16 protein-coding genes and 1 pseudogene are annotated in these 18,997 nt (G+C 63.5%); 7 read left to right on the top strand and 10 right to left on the bottom strand.

Going from position 1 to position 18,997, the window contains the following annotated elements:
* Positions 1-275: 275 nt before the first annotated feature.
* A complete protein-coding gene (locus AW274_RS02705) occupies positions 276-1,694 on the top strand; it encodes a replication initiator (protein ID WP_063813056.1) in 1,419 nt (472 codons plus the stop codon).
* Positions 1,695-2,141: 447 nt separating this feature from the next.
* Entirely contained in the window at positions 2,142-4,763 is a 2,622-nt protein-coding gene (locus AW274_RS38830; protein ID WP_198168990.1) for a protein kinase domain-containing protein, read from the top strand.
* A 320-nt stretch (positions 4,764-5,083) separates the two neighbouring features.
* Here AW274_RS38830 and AW274_RS02700 read toward each other — a convergent pair whose 3' ends face one another.
* Positions 5,084-6,289 (bottom strand): helix-turn-helix domain-containing protein, encoded by a 1,206-nt coding sequence (locus tag AW274_RS02700; protein ID WP_198168989.1) that lies wholly within the window; start codon positions 6,287-6,289, stop codon positions 5,084-5,086.
* Positions 6,290-6,564: 275 nt separating this feature from the next.
* Here AW274_RS02700 and AW274_RS02695 point away from each other — a divergent pair, with 275 nt between their 5' ends.
* Positions 6,565-6,798, top strand: a complete 234-nt coding sequence (locus AW274_RS02695; RefSeq protein WP_157519735.1) for a hypothetical protein — start codon at positions 6,565-6,567, stop codon at positions 6,796-6,798.
* The gene (locus AW274_RS39990) at positions 6,795-7,136 is read left to right on the top strand and encodes a hypothetical protein (protein ID WP_157519734.1); all 342 of its coding nucleotides are present in this window, start codon (positions 6,795-6,797) and stop codon (positions 7,134-7,136) included. Before AW274_RS02695 ends, AW274_RS39990 begins: the two co-directional genes overlap by 4 nt.
* Positions 7,137-7,548: 412 nt before the next feature.
* On the opposite strand, the gene AW274_RS02690 is transcribed toward AW274_RS39990, so the two are convergent.
* The 8 genes and pseudogenes from AW274_RS02690 to AW274_RS02665 form a co-directional block, all read right to left on the bottom strand.
* Positions 7,549-8,535, bottom strand: coding sequence for an aldo/keto reductase (locus tag AW274_RS02690; RefSeq protein WP_062428976.1), 987 nt, complete (start codon positions 8,533-8,535; stop codon positions 7,549-7,551).
* 209 nt (positions 8,536-8,744) lie between these two features.
* Complete coding sequence (locus tag AW274_RS39985) at positions 8,745-9,167, bottom strand: hypothetical protein (RefSeq protein ID WP_157519733.1); 423 nt, start codon at positions 9,165-9,167, stop codon at positions 8,745-8,747.
* The gene (locus AW274_RS39980; RefSeq protein ID WP_157519732.1) at positions 9,164-9,673 is read right to left on the bottom strand and encodes a hypothetical protein; all 510 of its coding nucleotides are present in this window, start codon (positions 9,671-9,673) and stop codon (positions 9,164-9,166) included. Before AW274_RS39980 ends, AW274_RS39985 begins: the two co-directional genes overlap by 4 nt.
* Before the next feature lie 621 nt (positions 9,674-10,294).
* Positions 10,295-10,861 (bottom strand): annotated as a pseudogene (locus AW274_RS02685) (aldo/keto reductase); the annotation flags it as partial.
* A gap of 10 nt (positions 10,862-10,871) precedes the next feature.
* Positions 10,872-12,854 (bottom strand): hypothetical protein, encoded by a 1,983-nt coding sequence (locus AW274_RS02680; RefSeq protein ID WP_062428974.1) that lies wholly within the window; start codon positions 12,852-12,854, stop codon positions 10,872-10,874.
* Positions 12,851-13,996 (bottom strand): 5'-methylthioadenosine/S-adenosylhomocysteine nucleosidase family protein, encoded by a 1,146-nt coding sequence (locus tag AW274_RS02675; RefSeq protein WP_062428972.1) that lies wholly within the window; start codon positions 13,994-13,996, stop codon positions 12,851-12,853. The genes AW274_RS02680 and AW274_RS02675 overlap by 4 nt, the downstream gene beginning before the upstream one ends.
* A 10-nt stretch (positions 13,997-14,006) precedes the next feature.
* Positions 14,007-14,705, bottom strand: a complete 699-nt coding sequence (locus tag AW274_RS02670; protein WP_062430096.1) for an NUDIX hydrolase — start codon at positions 14,703-14,705, stop codon at positions 14,007-14,009.
* 83 nt (positions 14,706-14,788) lie between these two features.
* Entirely contained in the window at positions 14,789-15,754 is a 966-nt protein-coding gene (locus tag AW274_RS02665; RefSeq protein WP_062428970.1) for an NAD-dependent epimerase/dehydratase family protein, read from the bottom strand.
* 104 nt (positions 15,755-15,858) lie between these two features.
* Between AW274_RS02665 and AW274_RS02660 the strand changes: the two genes are divergently transcribed.
* The gene (locus AW274_RS02660; RefSeq protein WP_062428968.1) at positions 15,859-16,710 is read left to right on the top strand and encodes a helix-turn-helix domain-containing protein; all 852 of its coding nucleotides are present in this window, start codon (positions 15,859-15,861) and stop codon (positions 16,708-16,710) included.
* On the opposite strand, the gene AW274_RS02655 is transcribed toward AW274_RS02660, so the two are convergent.
* Complete coding sequence (locus AW274_RS02655) at positions 16,661-17,068, bottom strand: hypothetical protein (protein ID WP_062333415.1); 408 nt, start codon at positions 17,066-17,068, stop codon at positions 16,661-16,663. The two genes, AW274_RS02660 and AW274_RS02655, sit on opposite strands and share 50 nt — an antisense overlap.
* Before the next feature lie 264 nt (positions 17,069-17,332).
* On the opposite strand from AW274_RS02655, the gene AW274_RS02650 reads away from it, so the two are divergent.
* Both AW274_RS02650 and AW274_RS02645 read left to right on the top strand, forming a co-directional pair.
* Positions 17,333-17,869 carry an RICIN domain-containing protein gene (locus tag AW274_RS02650; RefSeq protein WP_062428965.1) on the top strand — a complete coding sequence of 179 codons (537 nt, stop codon included), beginning with the start codon at positions 17,333-17,335 and terminating at the stop codon, positions 17,867-17,869.
* A gap of 61 nt (positions 17,870-17,930) precedes the next feature.
* A complete protein-coding gene (locus tag AW274_RS02645) occupies positions 17,931-18,887 on the top strand; it encodes a hypothetical protein (RefSeq protein ID WP_062428963.1) in 957 nt (318 codons plus the stop codon).
* Positions 18,888-18,997 lie beyond the last annotated feature (110 nt).

Here is an 18,997-nt window from a genome sequence, read left to right as displayed (position 1 = left end):
GGCTTGTCGTCAGCGCTGGCACTGCTGCGCGCGGCGACGGCCCCACCTGTGAGCTTGCTTTCTGGCGTGCCTCCACTCCTTCGAGAGTTAGGAGGTCACCGCTTGACTTTGCGCCCTGCAACCTCAGCTCGTGAGTGGGGCAGGAAGAAAGCTGCCGAACGCCCCCGGTGGTCAGAACAGAAGTGGCAGCGAATCGGCTGCATCCTCGGTGTCGAGATCAGTGGCGACATCGACGAACCCGCCTCCTCGTCTACTGGCGAGGAGGCGATGGCCTCATGACCGGTCCCTTCACCGCCGACATGTACGCCGCTGCCGAACGGGCGGGGCTGCCGGACTTTCCTCGCTGGCAGCAGATGGTCAAGGCCACGGGTGGGTGCGCTCAACCGATCCGGCTGCATGGTGAGCGGTACGTTGCCGACGCGCAGACCGGCGAGATCGTCGAGACCTACCGGACGGCTGACGAACCTACCGGCTACCTGCTGACCGCCTGCGGAAACAGGCGGGCCTCCCGGTGCCCGGCCTGCTCTGAGGTGTACCGAGACGACACCTTCCACCTGATCATCTCCGGGTTGCAGGGCGGCAAGGGCGTGCCAGAGGAGGTCAGCGCGCATCCTCGCGTGTTCGCCACGTTCACCGCGCCGTCCTTCGGGGCGGTGCACTCCCGTCGTGAGCGTGCGGGCAAGGCTCTGTTGTGCCGTCCTCGGCGGGGCGATCCGCTCTGTGTGCATGGGCGGCCGGAAGGGTGCCGGGTGCGTCATGGTCAGGACGACTCGCGGCTAGGACAGCCCATCTGCGCGGACTGCTTCGACTACTCGGGCGCGGTCCTGTGGAACGCTCATGCCGGGGAGCTGTGGCGCTGCTTCACTCGGGACGTGCTGACCACCCTCGCCGGGCAGCGTGGCATCTCCCGTGCCGAGTTGCGGCGGAACCTGCGCGTCTCCTACGCCAAGGTTGCCGAATACCAGACGCGCGGCTTGGTTCACTTCCACGCCGTGATTCGGCTCGACGGCCCGGCCGGTCCTGGCGATCCTCCTCCGTCCTGGGCAACCGTTCCCCTGCTGGACGAGGCGATCAGGCGAACTGCCGAACGAGTAAAGGTGACGGCCTTGACAGGAGTACGCGGAGACGAGGGGCGTCGCGTCGTCCTGCGGTGGGGTCGGCAACTCGACGTGCAGCCGGTCTACCTCGGCGCGGAACTGGGCGGCATGACAGACGGCAGGGTGGCGGCCTACATCGCTAAGTACGCCACCAAGGGCGCTGAGTCGGCGGGAACGGTGGACCGGCGGGTGAGACGTCCCGAACAGATCGACGACCTCAAGGTGAGCGAGCACGCCCGGAGGATGATCTACACCTGCTGGGCGCTGTCGATGATGCCGGGCTTCGACCGCCTACGACTCAAACAGTGGGCGCACATGCTCGGTTATCGGGGCCACTTCTCGACCAGGTCCCGCCAGTACTCGACGACCTTGGGCGCTCTCCGCCAGGTCCGCGCGAACTACCGGAGGTCGTTGGCTCGCGCGTCCTTGGGACTGGCAGAGGATGACCGGGAGACGGTGACCATGTTGCAGTGGCGGTACGCGGGGAGTGGGCACGGCAAGGGCGAACACTTCTGGGCCGAGATCGCTCGGCAACAGGTGTCGACGGCCCGGCGCATCAAGCGTGAGAACGAACGACGGCAGGTTTCTCAGAGTTGAACGGCGGGAGTGGTGGGCCGGCGGAATGCCATGGGGACCTGTAGGGCGAGCAAATCGAGTTCGGCGGGCGGAGGATGGCTACGGCGGAAGCAAGCTCCGGCGCCTCACGAGGTCGCGCTATCAGCCAAGGTGACTGCGGGTCGATTACGGTCATTGATGACTAACACTTTAGTTCAACTCGACGTTTTGGGCGGCCGAATAGTGCCGCCACCCTTGCCGAACGATCCCGCAAGCCCTCCTCGTTGTAGCTAGCTGCGAACTGTGCGCTCCCTCATGGCGAAGAATTTTGATAGTTCGTGATCGTAGGCCAGCTATTGCCAATGTCGCCCACCATGGGTGATCATATGACTACGCTCAATAGTTGAAACAAGCGTGTTGGGAGGCTGGGGATAGATGCTAAGGCTACCCCTGAAAGAATCTTTTCGATACGTTCACGAACCACTTCAAGTGGATGAGAAGGATCTTCCCCTTCTTGGTAATCAGGGCCTTATTCAAGAGCTCAGGCAGCGACTTGAACAGTCCAAGGGTGGAACGTTTCTTATCACCGGATTCCGCGGTGTGGGGAAAAGTACAATTATAATGCAAGCTCTGGGAGTCATCTCCAGCACTACGACCGGCGAAATCGTGGTACCGATCATTATTAATGTCGCACGCCCCATTGCGGCAGAGCATCTATTGTTCGCGATCGTTCGCCGTCTTTATGAGGCGCTCGCGGATGAGAACGTCATTGCACGCCTGGATGAAACAACTCAGCGTGCGCTCATGTTGGCATACATTAGAACGTCGATCGGGATAAAGCAAACCCGATCCGATGCGTCGGAGCGTGGGACCTCGCTGCAGCTGGGGGTGGGTACAGCCATTAAGAAGCTCAGTGGTCCGGCGGGTTGGCTCGTCCCGAGCGTCGGCTTTTCCACCAAACGCACCAAGTCGCTCGCCATGGAGGCTTCTTACCTCACCTATGCGGAAAGCGATGTCGAACACGACCTAGCTCGTATCATAAAGCTCCTCAGCCGCCCGGCACCGGCCCGGCGCTGGTGGCGTCGAAAAGTAGCGAAGGTACACCTCGTAATCGTCCTCGATGAAGTCGATAAATTGACATCAAGCCCGGATGGGCTGAACGAAGTGCAACACCTGCTCAGTAGTATCAAAAATACGTTGACAATGCGTGGAGCGCATTTCTTGGTGGCCGCTGGACCCGATCTCCATGACCACGCGGTCCGTGATTCCAGTCGAGGCAACGGTGTGTACGAAAGTGTTTTCGCATGGCGCCGCTATGTTCCCTGTATTTGGCATGCGCCTGACATGCTCGTCAAGCATGTTCTAAAGGACGGGGACTCGCCAGCGGCCCATGAGCTCGCAAGCTATTTACGCTTCAAGGCGCGAGGGGTTCCGCGTCGCCTTCTCCAAGAATTCGGAGATCTTATCCGCTGGGAGCGAGGCCGCCCTTTCTTAGTAATCGATGATGCAGACAAAGTCCGTGTGGCTTTCTACGCCCGGCTGGAGGAATTGCTAGGAGCGTATTTCAGCAGAGGACACCGCGAGCGGTTGTTCCGTGAGGAGATCGACGAGGATCGATGGCGGCTGATGGGCTATTACGTTGTGGACTGGATTCTCAGGCGGCAAGGGGATTCCTTCACAGTACTGGATATTGAGGGTTCCGCCGAGGAACCTGAACTAGATCCGCTCCTTCGTATCGCCCGCCGAAGCGTCAATCGTCTCCTGCGTCACCTGACAGACCATGAAATTCTTGTCGTGGTGCGCGACCCTGAGCGCGCAGACGCCACGATGGTCGGCCAAGAGGCTGAAGGCGGTGTCGTCTCTTACAAACTCGCCGATGAGGTTGCGGCTCAACTTCTGGGCATTGCATGGGGCAATGAGAGCGAGCGTGCGGCGCTAGCTGTGTCACTCCGAGTACCGCTGGGTTTGGACACTTCTACAACTGCGGGATCCGCTGGCCAGTCTATGGACGGGACCGTGTTGGAGTCGGTATTGCGGACCATTGCTGATCGATACGAACTGGTCGAACTGATCGGGGAAGGCGGAATGAGCCGTGTCTACCGCGCTCGCGACAAAAGACTTAGACGTGAAGTCGCCGTTAAGATGCCACACAGTGGCGACCGCTTGAATCCTGAGCTGGCGTCTCGTTACGACCGAGAAGCCACGATCGCGGTCGTGCTTCGTCATCCGCGCATTGTCCGAACTCTGGAGGTCATTTCTGGAGACGACGGCCTACCTATCCTTATCATGGATCTGATTGATGGGATTACGCTCCAGGAATTGGTTGACACCCAAGGACCTCTTCCGTCTGAGGATGTGACACTGATGGCGTTACAGGTGGCCGAAGCTCTAGAATATTTAAGGCTACAAGGAGTCTTTCGCCTCGATCTTAAGCCATCCAACATTATGATGACGCCTTCATCGGGAGCGGTCATCATTGACTTCGGAATTGCTAAACGCTCAGATATGACCGTTGTCACCGATGCGAACCTTCTGATCGGCACCCCCGCGTACATGTCTCCAGAAAGCATCTCCAGCATGCCTGTCGACATCAGGGGTGACATCTATTCCCTCGGAGTGGTTATGTGCTTTGCGCTGACCGGTCGGATTCCGTATGAGAATGCAGATAATTTACCAGCTGTGGTGGCCAATATAATCAGTGGGAACTTGATTATGGAGGGTTTCGATGCGACTCCACAGCTACGCGAGGTGATTAGAAAAATAGTCGCACTCCATCCCGAGGATCGTTTTCGTGTTCCAGCAGATATTATCGACGCCCTACGCTTGACTCCGGAGGGCCAAACTTTCACCTCTGATGACTCCTCGACCCCGTCTGAACAAGGTTGGGAGGTGACGGACACTCGCCCTGTCGATATCCGCTCGATGATGCGCCCCGATTATTGGGGGGAAGCGCCAACTGAGATTCTATCCGGCTACGCCTGTATTCACGGGCATATCAGCCCTCTGGTCGTCACTCATTGTACCGTTTGTAACGTCTCCCTCGCGAATGCCGTCGTCCTTCCTGTTGAGAGGCTGATGCGTGGAGGCGGTATTTCGTCGGTCGACGATTGAACTCGTTACTTCCATGAGGATGCATTTGGATGATCGCTTACCTCGAATCTCCGTCATAGTCGGCCGGCGATCGGTTATCTGGGCAGAAAGCCATCGTGTTGAAGTTGCGGCGCCTCTGTTCAAGGAAATGGATATACTCAATCGCTTGTGTATCCATCAATATGATGCATGCTGTCTTTGAGAATTAATCCAGCACAAAGAGCAATGCATTTGTGGCTCTTGTGTCGTCCGCGTCATATGCAATGACATATCGGCAGTATTGCGCATTATGAAGAAGTGCGCCGACGTGCACTTCTATGGACGCATCACGGCACGGTTTTCTACCGAGTGACGGACCACGCTCGAGCGCGGCAGATTTCCTCCGAGAGATCGAGCAGGCTCCCTGATGGTCCCCCCTGAGGACTTGCCGAGAAGACGAGCCTGACGGCCGTCTTCAACATCACCTCACTGCGGGCCGAGACCACCTCGCGGGTGAACTCGGTGACAGTCGCGGCGATCGACTCGGCGTCTGACCACGCCTCCGCCATGGCCAGCGCCAGGAAGAGATGAATCAGGTCGTTGTACGCCGCGCGGCCCCATTCTTCGCCGTGCGCTGTGATGCTCGTGCCATTCGCCGGGGCGTAGGGGTCGCGGCGTATCCGGCCGTGCGCGGCGTCGTTTAGGTGAGGCATCGCCGCCGAGTACTCACCCAACTCCAGATAGAGCAGGCCTCTTTGAACAGCCATCTCCGAGGAGTCCAGCCACCACGTCCAGTGAGGGTCATGCGGATGAACCGAGTCGAGCAACGCGCTCTCGGCCTGGGCGAGAGTCTCGAGCGATCGGCGCCGGTCTCCTGATTGAGCCAGCGCGCGGGCTGCCCGGATCTTGAAAAGAGCTCCGAGCCGAGGGGCGACGAATCCGGGATCCATGACGCTCTCGGCGATGCGTAAGGCGTCGCGTGAGTGTCGCTGATGTAGGTCGATCAGGGCCAGATGGGAGAGTGAGAAGAGTTCCATGGCCCGGTCACCTGCGAGCCGGGACATGAACATCGCCTCGTGGGTGACGACGCGTGACTCGTCCAGTCGGTCTCCGTCGTACAGGCACCAAGCAGCGATCTCACCGGTTTCGCCTGTGGCGGCCTGGAGGTCGGTTTCGTTGGCGGTGTGCGCCCCGGTCGCGATCGTTCGCCTTGCGGAACGGAACGCCTGAAGCGCGACGTCCGCGATTCCGGTTCCTCCGTACCGTGAGTCGAGAGCGATCAGGTGGAGGTTCGTGTCTCGGATCTCCGAAACGTAGTCCGTCGTTCCCGATGCTTCTGCGGGTGCTTGGTAATGCGGTGCGGCAGAGATCGATCGGGAGTAGAGCGCGACCAACTCGCCGTTGGCGGAAAGCGCCCTGTCGAGAGCAGTGGCGACTTGTGCGCTGGGAGCGCGTCGGCCTGTCTCCAAATCGGAAATGTGGCTCTTGGATACGGCGGCACGGCTGGCGAGTTCGCGAGTCGTGAGATCACCACGCAGACGGCGTAAGGCTGCGCCGAATTTCTCCAAGATCGGCCCTTCGGTCGTGGCGGATTTGTTTGTCCGCAGAGTGCGGACGCCATGCGGACAAGGAATCCGTGGTCATCCAACTACGAGTCTAGACATGCTTGCGGCAGATCCCGAGTAAGTGGCAGACGATCAACTCTTGCCGCAAATGCCGGATAAGTCGGATCCGCCCAAGTGCGAGCACACGAGGACGGATCCTTGATCGCACACGTGGAGGTGCGCGACCCGTGCAACATGCTAGAGGCGTACGGTACCGGGACATAAACGGTCCACCGGGAGTGAAGACTGAGCCCGGGGAACCCAACTGGGACGCGGCGATGAGGGCGACGGCTGCGGGTCTCGATCTCGTCGAATCGGCCTGGGTGGTCTTCTACGGCGTCGCCAGTCGACGGTTCTGGGCCTTCGCGGCCTGGCCCGCCACCTGCCCCGTGATCGTCGACTCCACCGACATCCACGATCTTCGTGACCGGATGCGCACGGCCGAAATGGCTGGTCCGGTGGTGGGCTGGTGAGCGCCCGCATGGCCGGAGAACAACTCATCGCCGAACTGGCCAGGCGCAACGTGCCCAGTTACCTCGTCGAGCTCAATCGCGGCCTGGTGGCGGTGTGCATCTGGCATGGCCTGATCGCGCGGGCCGATGGGGTGGTGATCTGGTGGCAGGCTCCCGGCCTCAGTCGTCGCGGGCACCCTCTCGCCACCTACGCCCACAGCGTCGCCGGGGCGGCTCATCGTCTCAGTGAGCAATACGTAAGGGCACGTGAGAGCCACGTTGTCCCACCGATTTACGGGGACTCCCGCGCATTCTGGGGGCCGCTGAACATGGGGGGTCTTCCAAGCGATCAACGGTGATCGGCTGGGATATTCCGATGGCAAGTGGACCCGTACCGCAGGGAGCGCCAGCGACTGAGGAACGGAAGCCGCGCGGCAGCCAATTCCTATGACTCCTCCGGAACGGCATGGCTCCTCGGGGTGCGGACGAGGAGCGCCGAGTGATAGCCCCCGCTTGCTCGGTCTGTTTCGGAGGTCCAGAGGATGGGCCGGGTTGAGCGCTCGTCTGGCGAGTGTTTCCCGGCCCATCCTCGACTCAGAGCGGCAGTGCTCCGGGGTGCGGCGAGTGCGTTCGGTGTGGCGGCCGGCCGGTGCGGCGAAGCGGCCCAGAGCTGCCGCCGCCGGGACCGGCCCCCAGGCCGCAGCCCGGCGAGTGGCAGAGCGGAGGGCCGCCTTACGGCGGCGCGGAGCACTGCCGCTCTATACGTGATGATCAATGGCCTACGAGCTTCATGTGGGCCTCGGAGTATCGATCACCGGCTACGCCTACTCGGGCGGCCAACGCGTCGAGATCGGCTCGTTCATCGGCGGATAGCCCGACCTCGGTAGCCCCTGCGTTCTCCTTAAGCCGGGACAACGATCGGGTTCCGGGGATGGGCACGATCCAGGGCGCCTGGGCCAGTAGCCACGCCAGGGCGACTTGCGCCGGGGTGACGCCCTGGGCTTCAGCCAGAGCACGGACGTGGTTGACGAGTGCCTGGTTGGCGGAGAGATTCTCGGCCTGGAAACGCGGGATCGTGGCTCGCATGTCGCCCTGCGAGAAGGATGCGCTGGGGTCGATGGCTCCGGTGAGGAATCCGCGGCCGAGGGGGCTGAACGGTACGAAGCCGATGCCCAGCTCCGCACAGGTGGGCAGAATCTCGGGCTCGGGGTCTCGCGTCCACAGCGAATACTCCGACTGGACTGCGGTGACTGGGTAGGTCGTGTGCGCCTTGCGGAGGGTGTCGGCTCCTACTTCGGACAGGCCGAAGCGCTTGACCTTGCCCGCCTGAACCAGTTCGCCGACCGTCCCGGCGACGTCCTCAATTGGAACGTTGGGGTCTACCCGGTGCTGATAGAACAGGTCGATCGTCTCGACTCCGAGTCTTTGCAAGCAGGCGTCGGCGACCTTCTTGATGTGCTCCGGCCGTGAATTCAGACCAACCGACTTACCGTCCTGGATGTCCCAGCCAAACTTAGTCGCCAACTGGATCTGATCACGGATGGGGGCGACAGCCTCACCCACGAGTTCTTCGTTGACAAATGGGCCGTAAATCTCGGCAGTGTCGAAGAACGTCACCCCGGCATCGACAGAGGTCCGGATCACGCTGACCATGTCATGGTGCGTGCCGGGATTCGAGCCATAGCCCTGAGACATCCCCATGCAGCCCAGACCGATGGCCGACACCTGCATACCTTGTCCGAGTGTTCGAAAGTGCATGGCTGTCTCCCAAGCTCGATGAGCGATGCTAGTCGGGATCGACGGATCGTCGAGCTCGGTCTCGCTGGCTGTGCTTGGGTCAGTCTTTCACGATCATGATTTCGATGCCCACGCGGGGGCTCGGCCGCCTAGTGACCACTAATACTATGAGATTTTTGGTTAAGTTGATCGCCTCCCCGAAAGGCGTCTTCGGCGACACGTACAGCTAGTCAAGGCTGCATTAATTGCGCCGAAGCTAGCAGTTCTTTCTGTTGTTTGGAAGCTTCGCGGATCTGCGAGGCAGAACTCTTCCTGAGGGCGAATATTCCAATGATGGATAGAATTGTAGGTCCGCACAAAATGAGGGCGAGGGGAAGGTTTCCCTCTAACCCTGCGACCGTTGCTCCAGCGATGGCTCCAACTGAAATGGTAAACGCCATATAGAGTCCTGTCATATACAAAAGGTGATTGCGTCGCTCCTTGATGCTTTCGCGATCGTGCTGTAATTTAATCTTTCTAATTTCGTGCTCTCGCTGCAGCTGGGGTTCTAGGGCGGCGAGAGCAACTTGCAAGTGATCGGTCGGAAGCTCAGCCCATTGCAGCGCAATTTCAAGCCCACTGGCATCCGAGTTGTTCGGAGTATTCTTAGTCATGTGCGACCGCCATCGCCCCGAACGGGATGCTTAACGTCTTTGATGCTGCCTTCGGGTGGGGGGCCCAACTTTCGGAAGATGGCATCAAGCCCCGAAGCTATGGCCCTGACGGCGGGAGCAGAATCCTCGCTATCGCTTACTTCGAGTAGGTCGAAACCTCTATCGAAATGGCGGTCGGTACCAAACTTACTGTCATGGCGTCTTTGGGCCAGTGCCTGATAGTTGATTTCCGTTCCACCGTCGCGCGCCTCACGGAGAACTTCCAAGAAAAAGTCGCTTGGCGTATTTTCGAGGATGGTTATTAGTTGGGATAAATTGTTTGAACTCAACCTTATGCGCTCTTTTTTGATTTCGGCGGCCAGACGCTTTTGGAACACATAAGCCACAAGGAAATACGCTGCCACCACTGCAACGATAATGAAGATTGCGACCAGGAGCCATAGTGTATCGATTTGGAGATCCCAGCTTAGGTCTCCTAAGACAAAAACCATGATCGCGTTCAACAAGAGTGCGATTGCCAGGCCAGTGATGGCATATAGGATGACATTCTTGGCGGATTGTACAGTAGACGACTCTCTGCTAGATGTTACATATCTAACGAAGCCGAAAATCAGCATAAGGACCGCTATGGCGCCTACTGTGAAAGTTGAAATATTTATGATGGTTTGAAGCGGGATCAAATCTTAATCCGACCTGTTGAGGTAGCACCTCGTGGAGTCATCCGGTTCGAGGTGATGAATTTGGGTCCGACGTCGGATGAATTATGACCCGACCGTTATCGTTCATCTTTTCGATCTTCGTTTGCGATTGGTCAATAGTACCGCCCAGATAAACCCATGAAAACGTTCTGATGCTTATCTGGCATTGATTCCAGTCGACATTGCTGGGCGTGGGTGGAGCGGGCTACACGCCTCTACGCGGCCTGCCGAAAGGCGGGCCGCCTTGACCTTGTAGAGAAACTCGTCGCTGATCGGGCTTGCTTGAAGATCTTTTAGGCTTGCGGATCTGGCCTCGGGCGGTATGGCTGGGAGCATTTCGGCAGCTCAACCGGCCTTCGTCGTCTCGTCGAGGAATCCGGGGTCGCTTTACACGGTGATGGTCTTCTACCCGCGACAAGTGAAGTACTTGTTGTAGTGGTTCTGCATCGACACGAACTTGGTCCAGCCGTTGACCTCCGCGACGTGCTGGGCCTTGGCGAACTGCCAGGCGCGCATCGAGCTCGCGCCGATGTATCTCGCTTTGCCGGCCTTCACGACGTCGTGGAGGGCTTCCATCGTCTCTTCGATGGGGGTTTCGTCGTCCCAGCGGTGGATCTGGTAGAGGTCGACGAAGTCGGTGCCCAGGCGGGTGAGGGAGTCGTCGATGGCGGCCATGATGTGCTTGCGCGACAGGCCCTTGTCGTTCTGGCCTTGGCGGACGGGGAAGAAGACCTTCGTCGCGAGGACGTAGTCGTCTCTGCTCTCGAAGAACTTCCTGAGCAGGTTGCCGGTGACGACTTCCGAGGCGCCGGCGGAGTAGACGTCGGCGGTGTCGAAGAAGGTGACGCCGGCTTCTACGGCTTGGCGGACCAGGGGTTCGGACTGGTCTTCGGGGAGGATCCAGCTGGCGGCTTCGCTGGGCTGGCCGTAGCTCATCATGCCGAGACAGATGCGGCTGACCTTGAGACCGGTCTGCCCCAAACGTACGTAATCCATGGTTTCGACCCTAGACAGTGGACATTGGCGGATCACTGGACGGCCCGTCGAAGATCACCCTTGCGGCCTCCGCGAGCTCCTTCACCTTTTCCCGCTCCCGCGCCCGCTCGTTGCCGATCCACCGTTTGCCCTCCGCCGCGATCCCCTCGAGGAGGTGCAGGGTGTTGCCGAGGCCGGCCGCGTCGAGCGTCAGCTCGGTGACCTCGGGCAGGTCCGCGTCCTCATCGGCCACGGTGATCTTGATGGGGTCGCCGTTGACCAGCGTGAGCTCGAAGGTCATTCGGCCGAAGACCGGCTGCACCTTCGCGGACACCACCTTGTCGTACTGGTAGCTGAACCGAACTCCGGGGCGAATTTCACCGTTGAGAAATTCGAGGCTCATACCGATCTGCCGGACGCCGTCACTAGTCAGCAGCAGCACCTGGATGCGATACCGCGAATAGCGCCACGGGCCGTCGGCCAGACGGGCTCTTTCATATGGCCGCAAGGGCCTTTCGATGAAGGTGTGCGCGACGATGTCCCTCGCCGTGAGCTTCCAGCGGGTCATGGCTTCGGCCAGCAGCGCTTTGCGGTCGTGGTCGAGCCATTCGGCCATCTCGGTGTCGTTTGGCCTGTCGGCCAGCTGCTGCTTCCACCTCTCGTAAGCGGCCAACCGATCGGCCATGACGGCTTTGTACTTTGCCGTCTCTGCCTCGGCCCTTCGTCGCTCCGCGCGGATGAAGGACCATCGCCCGACGGCGGCCCACACGCAGGCGAGGAGAACCGTGGTGTCGAGCAGTCCGGTGACCGGCCGGATGTGGATGGCGCTCCATGTCATGATTGCGGTGCCGACGAGCACGGCGACGGCCCCGCAGGCCACCAAGGCCTTCCTGGAGAAGGGGACAGCGCGCGGCTCACCGGAGTCTCGCAGGGTCCCTTTCTCCCAACGCGCTCTGATGCCGGCCACCAAGTGTTCGATGAGCCACGCGACCTCGTCCGCGCTGGTTCTCTCGTCTCTGTAGATTTCGACGATCTCATCTCGAAGGACGCTGCGCGCGTCTTGGGTCTCCTCCAGCCAAACGGCCCGGGTGATGTCTTCCTGAGCGTATTTCGCGAAGAGTTGGTCTAACTTCCGATCGACCTTGTTCGCAAAACCTCCTGCCGGGGCGGCCACGCGGGGAAGGCGGCTGAATCCGACCGTTTTTCGCGGCTGCGCGGAACGCCATTCGGACAGGTCGAGAACGGCTAGGCGGGCTCCGCCCGCGAAGAGGAGGAGACCGACGACCGCAGCCGACCAGTTGCTCTGCCACGCGACCACGACCAGCCAGAGCAGACACCACGTGCCGACCCCCGTGTACGCGTAGGCGCGCGCCCGGTCGCCAAAGGTCACTCGGCTCGGCATGGGCAGCCGCGCCCGCGCGCCGGCCGGTTCGGGGTGGAAGAACTTCCAGGCCCTCTCGAGACGGTTGTTCTCGAAGCGGTTCTCGTTCGCCGAGTCGGACGTCCGTGTCCATAGGCCATCGAGAATGGGGCCGTTGAGGAAGATGTCCAGATGGCGAAGGATCTCTTCTCGCCTTTCGGGATGGACCTCCTTAAGCCGGTCGTTGACAGCCTGCGGGTCGAGGTCCTCTTTCACCAGCGTGGCCAGAAGATCGTTGATCGCACGGATCGCCTGTGACCACGAGTCGCCGGCCTGGTCTTCCAGCTTGCTCCGCAGGGAACGCAGCAGCTCGAACTCGGACTTCTCCACCTGTTGAAGAGTGCGGCCGCTCAGCAGGGCGAGCAGCAAATAGAGATAGGATCGGCTGCTCACATGGCCACGGGTCACCGCGTCGGTGATGTGCTCCCTGGCTTTGTCGGGCACCCCTCTGTGCAGGTAGCCCAGACCGATATCGAAAGACTCGGCAGCCGTTAAGGCTTTCGCCTGCTCGTAGAAGTTCTGGTAGACGTTGTGAACGACGTCGGCCAGAACGCCGACCATGGAGTCCTCTACATGGTTGACGGTCTCGTTCACCCTAAGCCCTTGATCGCCGCGATTATGGCCACGACCCGTGCGGCGAGGTCGGCCACGTCCATGAGCAGGCCGTTCACCTTCTTCAGCGCGATGAGCGCGGTGCTCTTGCCCTCGGACGTTCCCTCTGCCAGAGAGTCGGCCGCGGTGTCGATCTCCTGACCGGCGTGGCTGTAGGTGGCCTCGTCGACGACCCCATCACGCCTGGCCGCGCCGAGCCTGCGGCGCAACTCCGCGAGCAGGACCTCGGGGTCCTCCCGCTCCTCGGGCGCCTGGTTCAGGTTCACGTCGCCGTGAATGGCGCCGGCCATGACGCCGACTCGGGCGTTGCCTCGGGCGATGTTCGTCACGCGCTCGTTCATGGGCTTGCCGGCCGCCTTTCTGGGGTCGTTCCTCGGTTTGATCTCCTTGGACATTTCCTCGGTCAGCGCGGCGGCCAGCGCCGCCGCGTTCGTGACGGCCCGCTGCTGCCAGCCCGCTCCGTCGGAGGTGACCTTGGTGCCGTCGGCCCGGTCGCTGATGCCTCGGATGACCACGACGGGCAGCGACCCGTTCAAATGCGCCGCCTCGCTCACTCCGGCGGCCTCCATCTCGATGGCCTTGGCGTCGTTGTACGTCTGCCGCACCCATTTGGCGTGCGCGGAGATGGCCGAGTCCTGCACGACCTCACCGGCCGCGATCGGCCCGAAGTGGACTTTCGGGATCTCTGCTCCGGGCGCCAGATACTTGGTCCAGGCGTTGCCGCGAACCAGGTGATGGGCGATCTGCTCGGCCCAGTGGGAGGTCTGCCAGGCTCGCGGGCGGGCCTTGTCGCCGTCGTCCTCGCTGGTCAGGCCGTGGTAGGCGTACGCCCGGTTGGCGACCACGACGTCGCCGAGTTCGATGTGGGGCCACAGCGCTCCCGCCACGCCGACGAACAACACGGCCGACGGCTCGAACTCGGTGATGGCCCGCTCGGTGATGACCGCGGCGGCCTGGTTACCGGTGCCGACCAGGCCGAGGACGACCCGGCAGCCGCCGATGCGGCCGGTCTCGAAGAGGGTGCCGGCCCGGTGGCGGTGCGTCTCGACGCCGGTGAGGTGTGCCTTGACCGCCTCGTACTCCAGGTCGAGGGCGGTGAGGATGATCGTGGAGGGCTTGGTCACGTGCGTCTCCTTAGTGGGCGGAGCGGACCATGGGGGGATTCAGGGTGTGGACGGGGCCCGCTCTGAAGAGCCGGGCCGGGCGGCCGTTCCCCGGGCGCAGCGACGGCCCGGCGGGAACGATGAACCCCTGGGCGCGCTGAACCTTGCGGTAGAAGTTCCTGGGGTCGAGTTGCACGCCCCAGACGGCCTCGTACACCTGTTGCAGCTCTGAGATGGTGAAGGTCTCGCCACAGAACGCGGTGGCGAGAGCCGAATGCTCCAGTTTCGCCCTGGCCCGCTCGACGCCGTCGGCGACGATGCGCCGATGGTCGAAGGCCAGTTCCAGCCGGCCGGACAACACGTCGTCCACCGGCTTCCACCACGCCTCGGCCGCGTCGGTGCCCGCGACCGGCTCCGGCAGCCGCGGCGCGATCGCCAGATGCGCCACCGAGATCACCCGCCCCCGCGGGTCGCGTCCCGGTTCGCCGTAGACGCCGAGGGGTTCGAGGTGCGGCTCGTCGGCGAGCCCGGCCTCTTCTTCGAGTTCCCGCCGGGCGGCCGCCGGGATGTCTTCGTCGAGGTCCCGGAGGAATCCGCCGGGCAGGGCGAGCGCGCCCTCGAACGGCTCGACCCCGCGCTCCACGAGCAGGACCTGCAGCGTAGAGCCGCGGACGGTCAGGATCACCAGATCCACCGCCAGCAGAACGCGGGGTGCCTCCCAATCGCTCACCCGGCCCACCGTAGCTTCTTGTCAAACTGACAGAAAGTGGGTTCGCCGCAGGTAGTGAGGATGTGACGGTTTGGCCAGTGTGGTCATGAAACGTCTGATCGCTTGGCCGCGCTTTCGATCATGCTGTCCGCCCCCGCCCTGACGGCCTCCTCCGAGGCTCGTGGCCGCCATCCCAGAACCCGCCGAGCCTTCTCGCTCGACACCCTCTTGGCCCGCTCCGTCTCCCCGTCCTCAGAAGAGAACAACGCCCCGATCCGCGCCGCCACCTCAGGCGCCGACTCCGCCAGATGGTCACGGAGAAGCCCCCCGATCTCCCGCACCGTCATGGCCGGGCCGCTCGACAGCAGGAACCGGTGCCCCGCGGCCGCCCCTTCGGTCATCGCCGCGACGTGGGCTCCGGCCACGTCCCGTACGTCCACGACAGGAATCCACATCCCGGGAGACCCGGGAACCCGCCCCTCCAGGAGCTCCCGGAGGATGTGGTTCGCCCCGGTGATCTGCCCGCCCAGGATCGGCCCCATCACCGCCACCGGCAGCAGGGTCACCAGCTCCATCGGCCCCCCGGCCGCGAAGTCCCAGGCCGCCCGTTCGGCCAGCGTCTTGGCCCGCCCGTAGGCGTCCATCCCCGGCCCGTCCACGACGGACCAGTCCTCCTCGGTGAAGGTGTGGTCGGTGGGCGGATGCCCGAAGCCGGCCGCGTGGAAGGCGGAGGTGAGCACGACCCGCCGGACCCCGGCCTCCTTCGCCGCCCGGAGCACCCGCACGGTCCCGTCGAGAGCGGGGGCGATCACGTCGTTTTCGTCGTCCACCGGTCCGAGGCGCACCGGTGAGGCCACGTGGAGCACGAAGTCGACCCCGTCGACGGCGTCGGCCCACCCGTCGTCGCTGAGGAGGTCGGCGGTGACGACGGTCAGGTCGGCGCTGGGAAGCACGCCGGAAGCCGACCGCACGGTGGTGCGGACGTCGTATCCCTGGTCGAGCAGGTGGAGGATGCAGTGCCCGGCGACGAAGCCGGACCCGCCGGTGACGAGAACACGTTGCTGAGTCATGCCGTCAAGGCTGCGGGCCTGCCGAAAGGCCGGCCAGGTCCCTCCCGACACTGGTAGTGACAGGGACAGGCAGGCACCGGCCGACCCCGAATACCGTGAGAAGCATGAACCTTCTGGGCGAGTACCTCCGTGCCCGGCGCGAACTGGTCACCCCCGACCAGGTCGGCATCCCGTCTCTGGGCACCCGCCGGGTGCCGGGCCTGCGGCGCGAGGAGGTCGCGATGCTCGCGGGGATCAGCGCCGAGTACTACCTCCGCCTGGAGCAGGGCCGCGACCGACACCCCTCCGTCCAGGTCCTCCAGGCGATCGCCCGGGTCCTCCGGCTGGACGACGACTCCTATCTCCTCGGGCTCGCCGAGGAGAAGCCCCGCCGCGCGCGGAGACGGTCACGGAAAGAGGTCGTGCCGGCGAGCACCGCACGGCTGGTCGCCGCACTCCCGTTCCCCGCCTTCGTCGAGGGCCGCTATCTCGACGTGCTGACGGCCAACGCGCTGGCGACGGCGATCTCGCCGAGGTTGAAGGCGGGCGGCAACCGGCTGAGGGACGTCTTCCTCGACCCCGCCGAGCAGGCCCTCTTCCCCGACTGGGAGCGCGCCACGGCGGTGCTGCTGGCCGGGTTCCGGCAGTCGGTCGGCAGCGACATCGACGATCCGCGGTTCATCGAGCTCGTGGGGGAGCTCTCCCTCGCCAGTGAGCACTTCCGCCGGTTGTGGGGACGGCACGACGTCGCCGGGCGGCTCGGGGCCACGCTCACCTTCGACCATCCCCAGGTCGGCGAGCTCCGGCTCGACCGCGAGAAGCTCGCCGTCAGCGGGACCGACGGGCTGATGCTGGTGATCTACCATCCCGAGCCGGGCGGGGAGGCCGCGGAGAAGCTCGCCCTGCTGGCCTCCGCCTCGGTCGAGGTCAGATTGTCGGTTCCAGGATGTCGTACTGACGGTAGGGGAGCGGAGTGATCACCGTCAGCGAGCCCTTCTCCTTGTGCTTGGCCGCCTTCCAGAGCGCCCCGAACGTCGCCTTCAGGTCGCGCAGCGGTTCCGGGTCGAGGCCGTTGGCGATCGCCAGGCGGTGGCACACCACCACGAACGTGTGGATGAACCGCCAGTCGGGCAGCACGTCGCGGCGGCCCGACAGGTAGTCGGACAGGGTCGAGTCGGGTAAGCGCACCCAGCCCGCGTGGTCTTCCTCAGCGCACAGGGCCGTGGCGGCCTTCTCGACCTCTTTGAGTGACGGGTTGCCGGCGTCGACCCGCAGGCCGACCGCCGTGTCGCGGAGCAGGTCTCGGGAGGCCTTGCCGGCGAGCTCATCACGCATGGGGGATCCGTTTCTGGACGCGGTGATAACCGTGGCAATTGTGAGAGTAATGCCTGTCGTGATGGCATGCACCATTAGTTACTGAATTTCAATCGGCGAGCCGATGTGCGGATATGGCGGAAAAATTCCGGGGAAATCCGTGGCCGTCCGGGGTCATCCGGTAGCGTCCGGGCGTGCGGAAAATCCCAGGTCCGACGGTATCCGGCGGAGGGTGTGTATAAGTGGAGCCGGAAGGGCGTCCGCCTGGGGAAGGGGAAGCCGACTGTGCGAAGCATCGTGCCGATCGTCGTGGTCTGTCTGGTTGGGGCCGCGAGTCCGGCGTACGCCGACCACACCACCGACATCCGCGTCTACAACCGGATGGACGGCAGCCGCCTCGCGGTGGCCGACAACGGCACCGCCGAGGGCGCCCGGGTGATCAGCCTGCGGTCGCCCGCCTATCAGTACACGACCGCGCGCTGGACGGTCGACGAACGGTCCGACGGCTACACCGTCTTCAGGAACGAACTGGCGAACAAGTGCCTGCAGCCGGGCACGGCCGATCCGGTGGCCGGTGACCCGCTCGTCATCCGGGCGTGCGACGGGTCGAAGCTGCAGGACTGGTCGCGGCGGGCCGAGGAGACCTACGCCGACACGCCCACCGGGTGGGGGGCGTTCCGGCCCCGGGTGAACCCGAACCTGGCGATCACCGTCGCGACGTGGGAGGCCGGGGGCGGCTGGGACTCGCTGCACCTCGACGCCGACCAGAACTCCACCGACCGGCTGTGGCGGCTGGCGCGGGGCAACAACACCTGGTGGTAGACGGTTCCGGCGTGGAACGTGCCGTTTCACGCCGGAACGTCCCAGGAGTAACGTTCGCCAGATGCGTCTCCTGCTTCCCGCCGTCCTGCTCGTCTCCGTGCTCCCGGCGGCCCCGGCTCAGGCGGCGGCCGTCCAGGTCGTCGGCACGGGAACCCCCGCGAGCTGCACCTCACAGGCCGTCGTCAGAGCGGTCGCCAGGGGCGGGACCATCCGCTTCTCGTGCGGCCCGAAGCCGGTCACGATCAAGATGACCGCCACCGCGAAGGTGCGCAACACCAGCCGCGACGTGATCCTCGACGGCGGCGGCAAGGTCACCCTCAGCGGCATGGGCCGGCGCCGCGTCCTCTACATGAACACCTGCGACAAGGCCCAGGTCTGGACCACCTCCCACTGCCAGGACCAGGCCACCCCCCGGCTGACGATCAAGAACATCGGGTTCGCCGACGGCAACTCGATCGGGCAGCGCGCCGAGGGCGGCGGCGGTGGCGCCGTGTTCGTCCGGGGCGGGCGCCTGTCGGTCAGCAACACGACCTTCACCCGCAACCGCTGCGAGGCGAGCGGCCCCGACCTGGGCGGCGCGGCCATCCGCGTGCTCGACCAGTACCGCGACCTGCCCGTCACCGTCAGGAAGAGCCGCTTCACCAACGGGACCTGCGCCAACGGCGGCGCGCTGAGCAGCATCGGCGTCTCGTGGGTGATCGTCGACAGCGTCTTCACCGGCAACCGCGCCACCGGCTCGGGCGCGAACCCGGCCCGCAGCGGCAAACCCGGCGGCGGCAGCGGCGGCGCGCTCTACATGGACGGCAACCTCTTCACCGTCACGATCTCCGGCTCGACCATCCGGAACAACCGCGCCAACGAGGGCGGCGGCGCGATCTTCTTCGTCAGCAACGACAACAGCGGGACCCTGCACATCACGAGGTCGAAGCTCGCCAACAACCCGAGCCTCGGCTTCGAGACCGCCGGCTTCCCCGGCATCTTCTTCAAGGGCAAAGGCAAACCCCAGATCAACAACTAGCTTCCGTTACGGCTCACGCCCACCCCGGCACCGACCGCCACCTTCGAACCGCGCCACACCCGGCGCCAACCGGCCGCGCGGGGTGCGGCAGGTCACGGGCGTCTGAGGCC

Origin of the sequence: Herbidospora daliensis (assembly GCF_001570585.1) — a bacterium.
Classification (GTDB): Bacteria; Actinomycetota; Actinomycetes; order Streptosporangiales; family Streptosporangiaceae; genus Herbidospora; species Herbidospora daliensis.
The sequence above is the reverse complement of the archived record's forward strand: the minus strand, read 5'-3'. Positions and strand labels throughout refer to the sequence as shown.

Bases quoted from the DNA above. Each gene is read 5' to 3' on its own strand.
- AW274_RS02665 (WP_062428970.1), bottom strand. From the start codon at position 15,754: ATGACTCAGCAACGTGTTCTCGTCACCGGCGGGTCCGGCTTCGTCGCC.
- AW274_RS02705 (WP_063813056.1), top strand. From the start codon at position 276: ATGACCGGTCCCTTCACCGCCGACATGTACGCCGCTGCCGAACGGGCG.
- AW274_RS02655 (WP_062333415.1), bottom strand. From the start codon at position 17,068: ATGCGTGATGAGCTCGCCGGCAAGGCCTCCCGAGACCTGCTCCGCGAC.
- AW274_RS02645 (WP_062428963.1), top strand. From the start codon at position 17,931: ATGCGTCTCCTGCTTCCCGCCGTCCTGCTCGTCTCCGTGCTCCCGGCG.
- AW274_RS39985 (WP_157519733.1), bottom strand. From the start codon at position 9,167: ATGACTAAGAATACTCCGAACAACTCGGATGCCAGTGGGCTTGAAATT.
- AW274_RS02660 (WP_062428968.1), top strand. From the start codon at position 15,859: ATGAACCTTCTGGGCGAGTACCTCCGTGCCCGGCGCGAACTGGTCACC.
- AW274_RS02690 (WP_062428976.1), bottom strand. From the start codon at position 8,535: ATGCACTTTCGAACACTCGGACAAGGTATGCAGGTGTCGGCCATCGGT.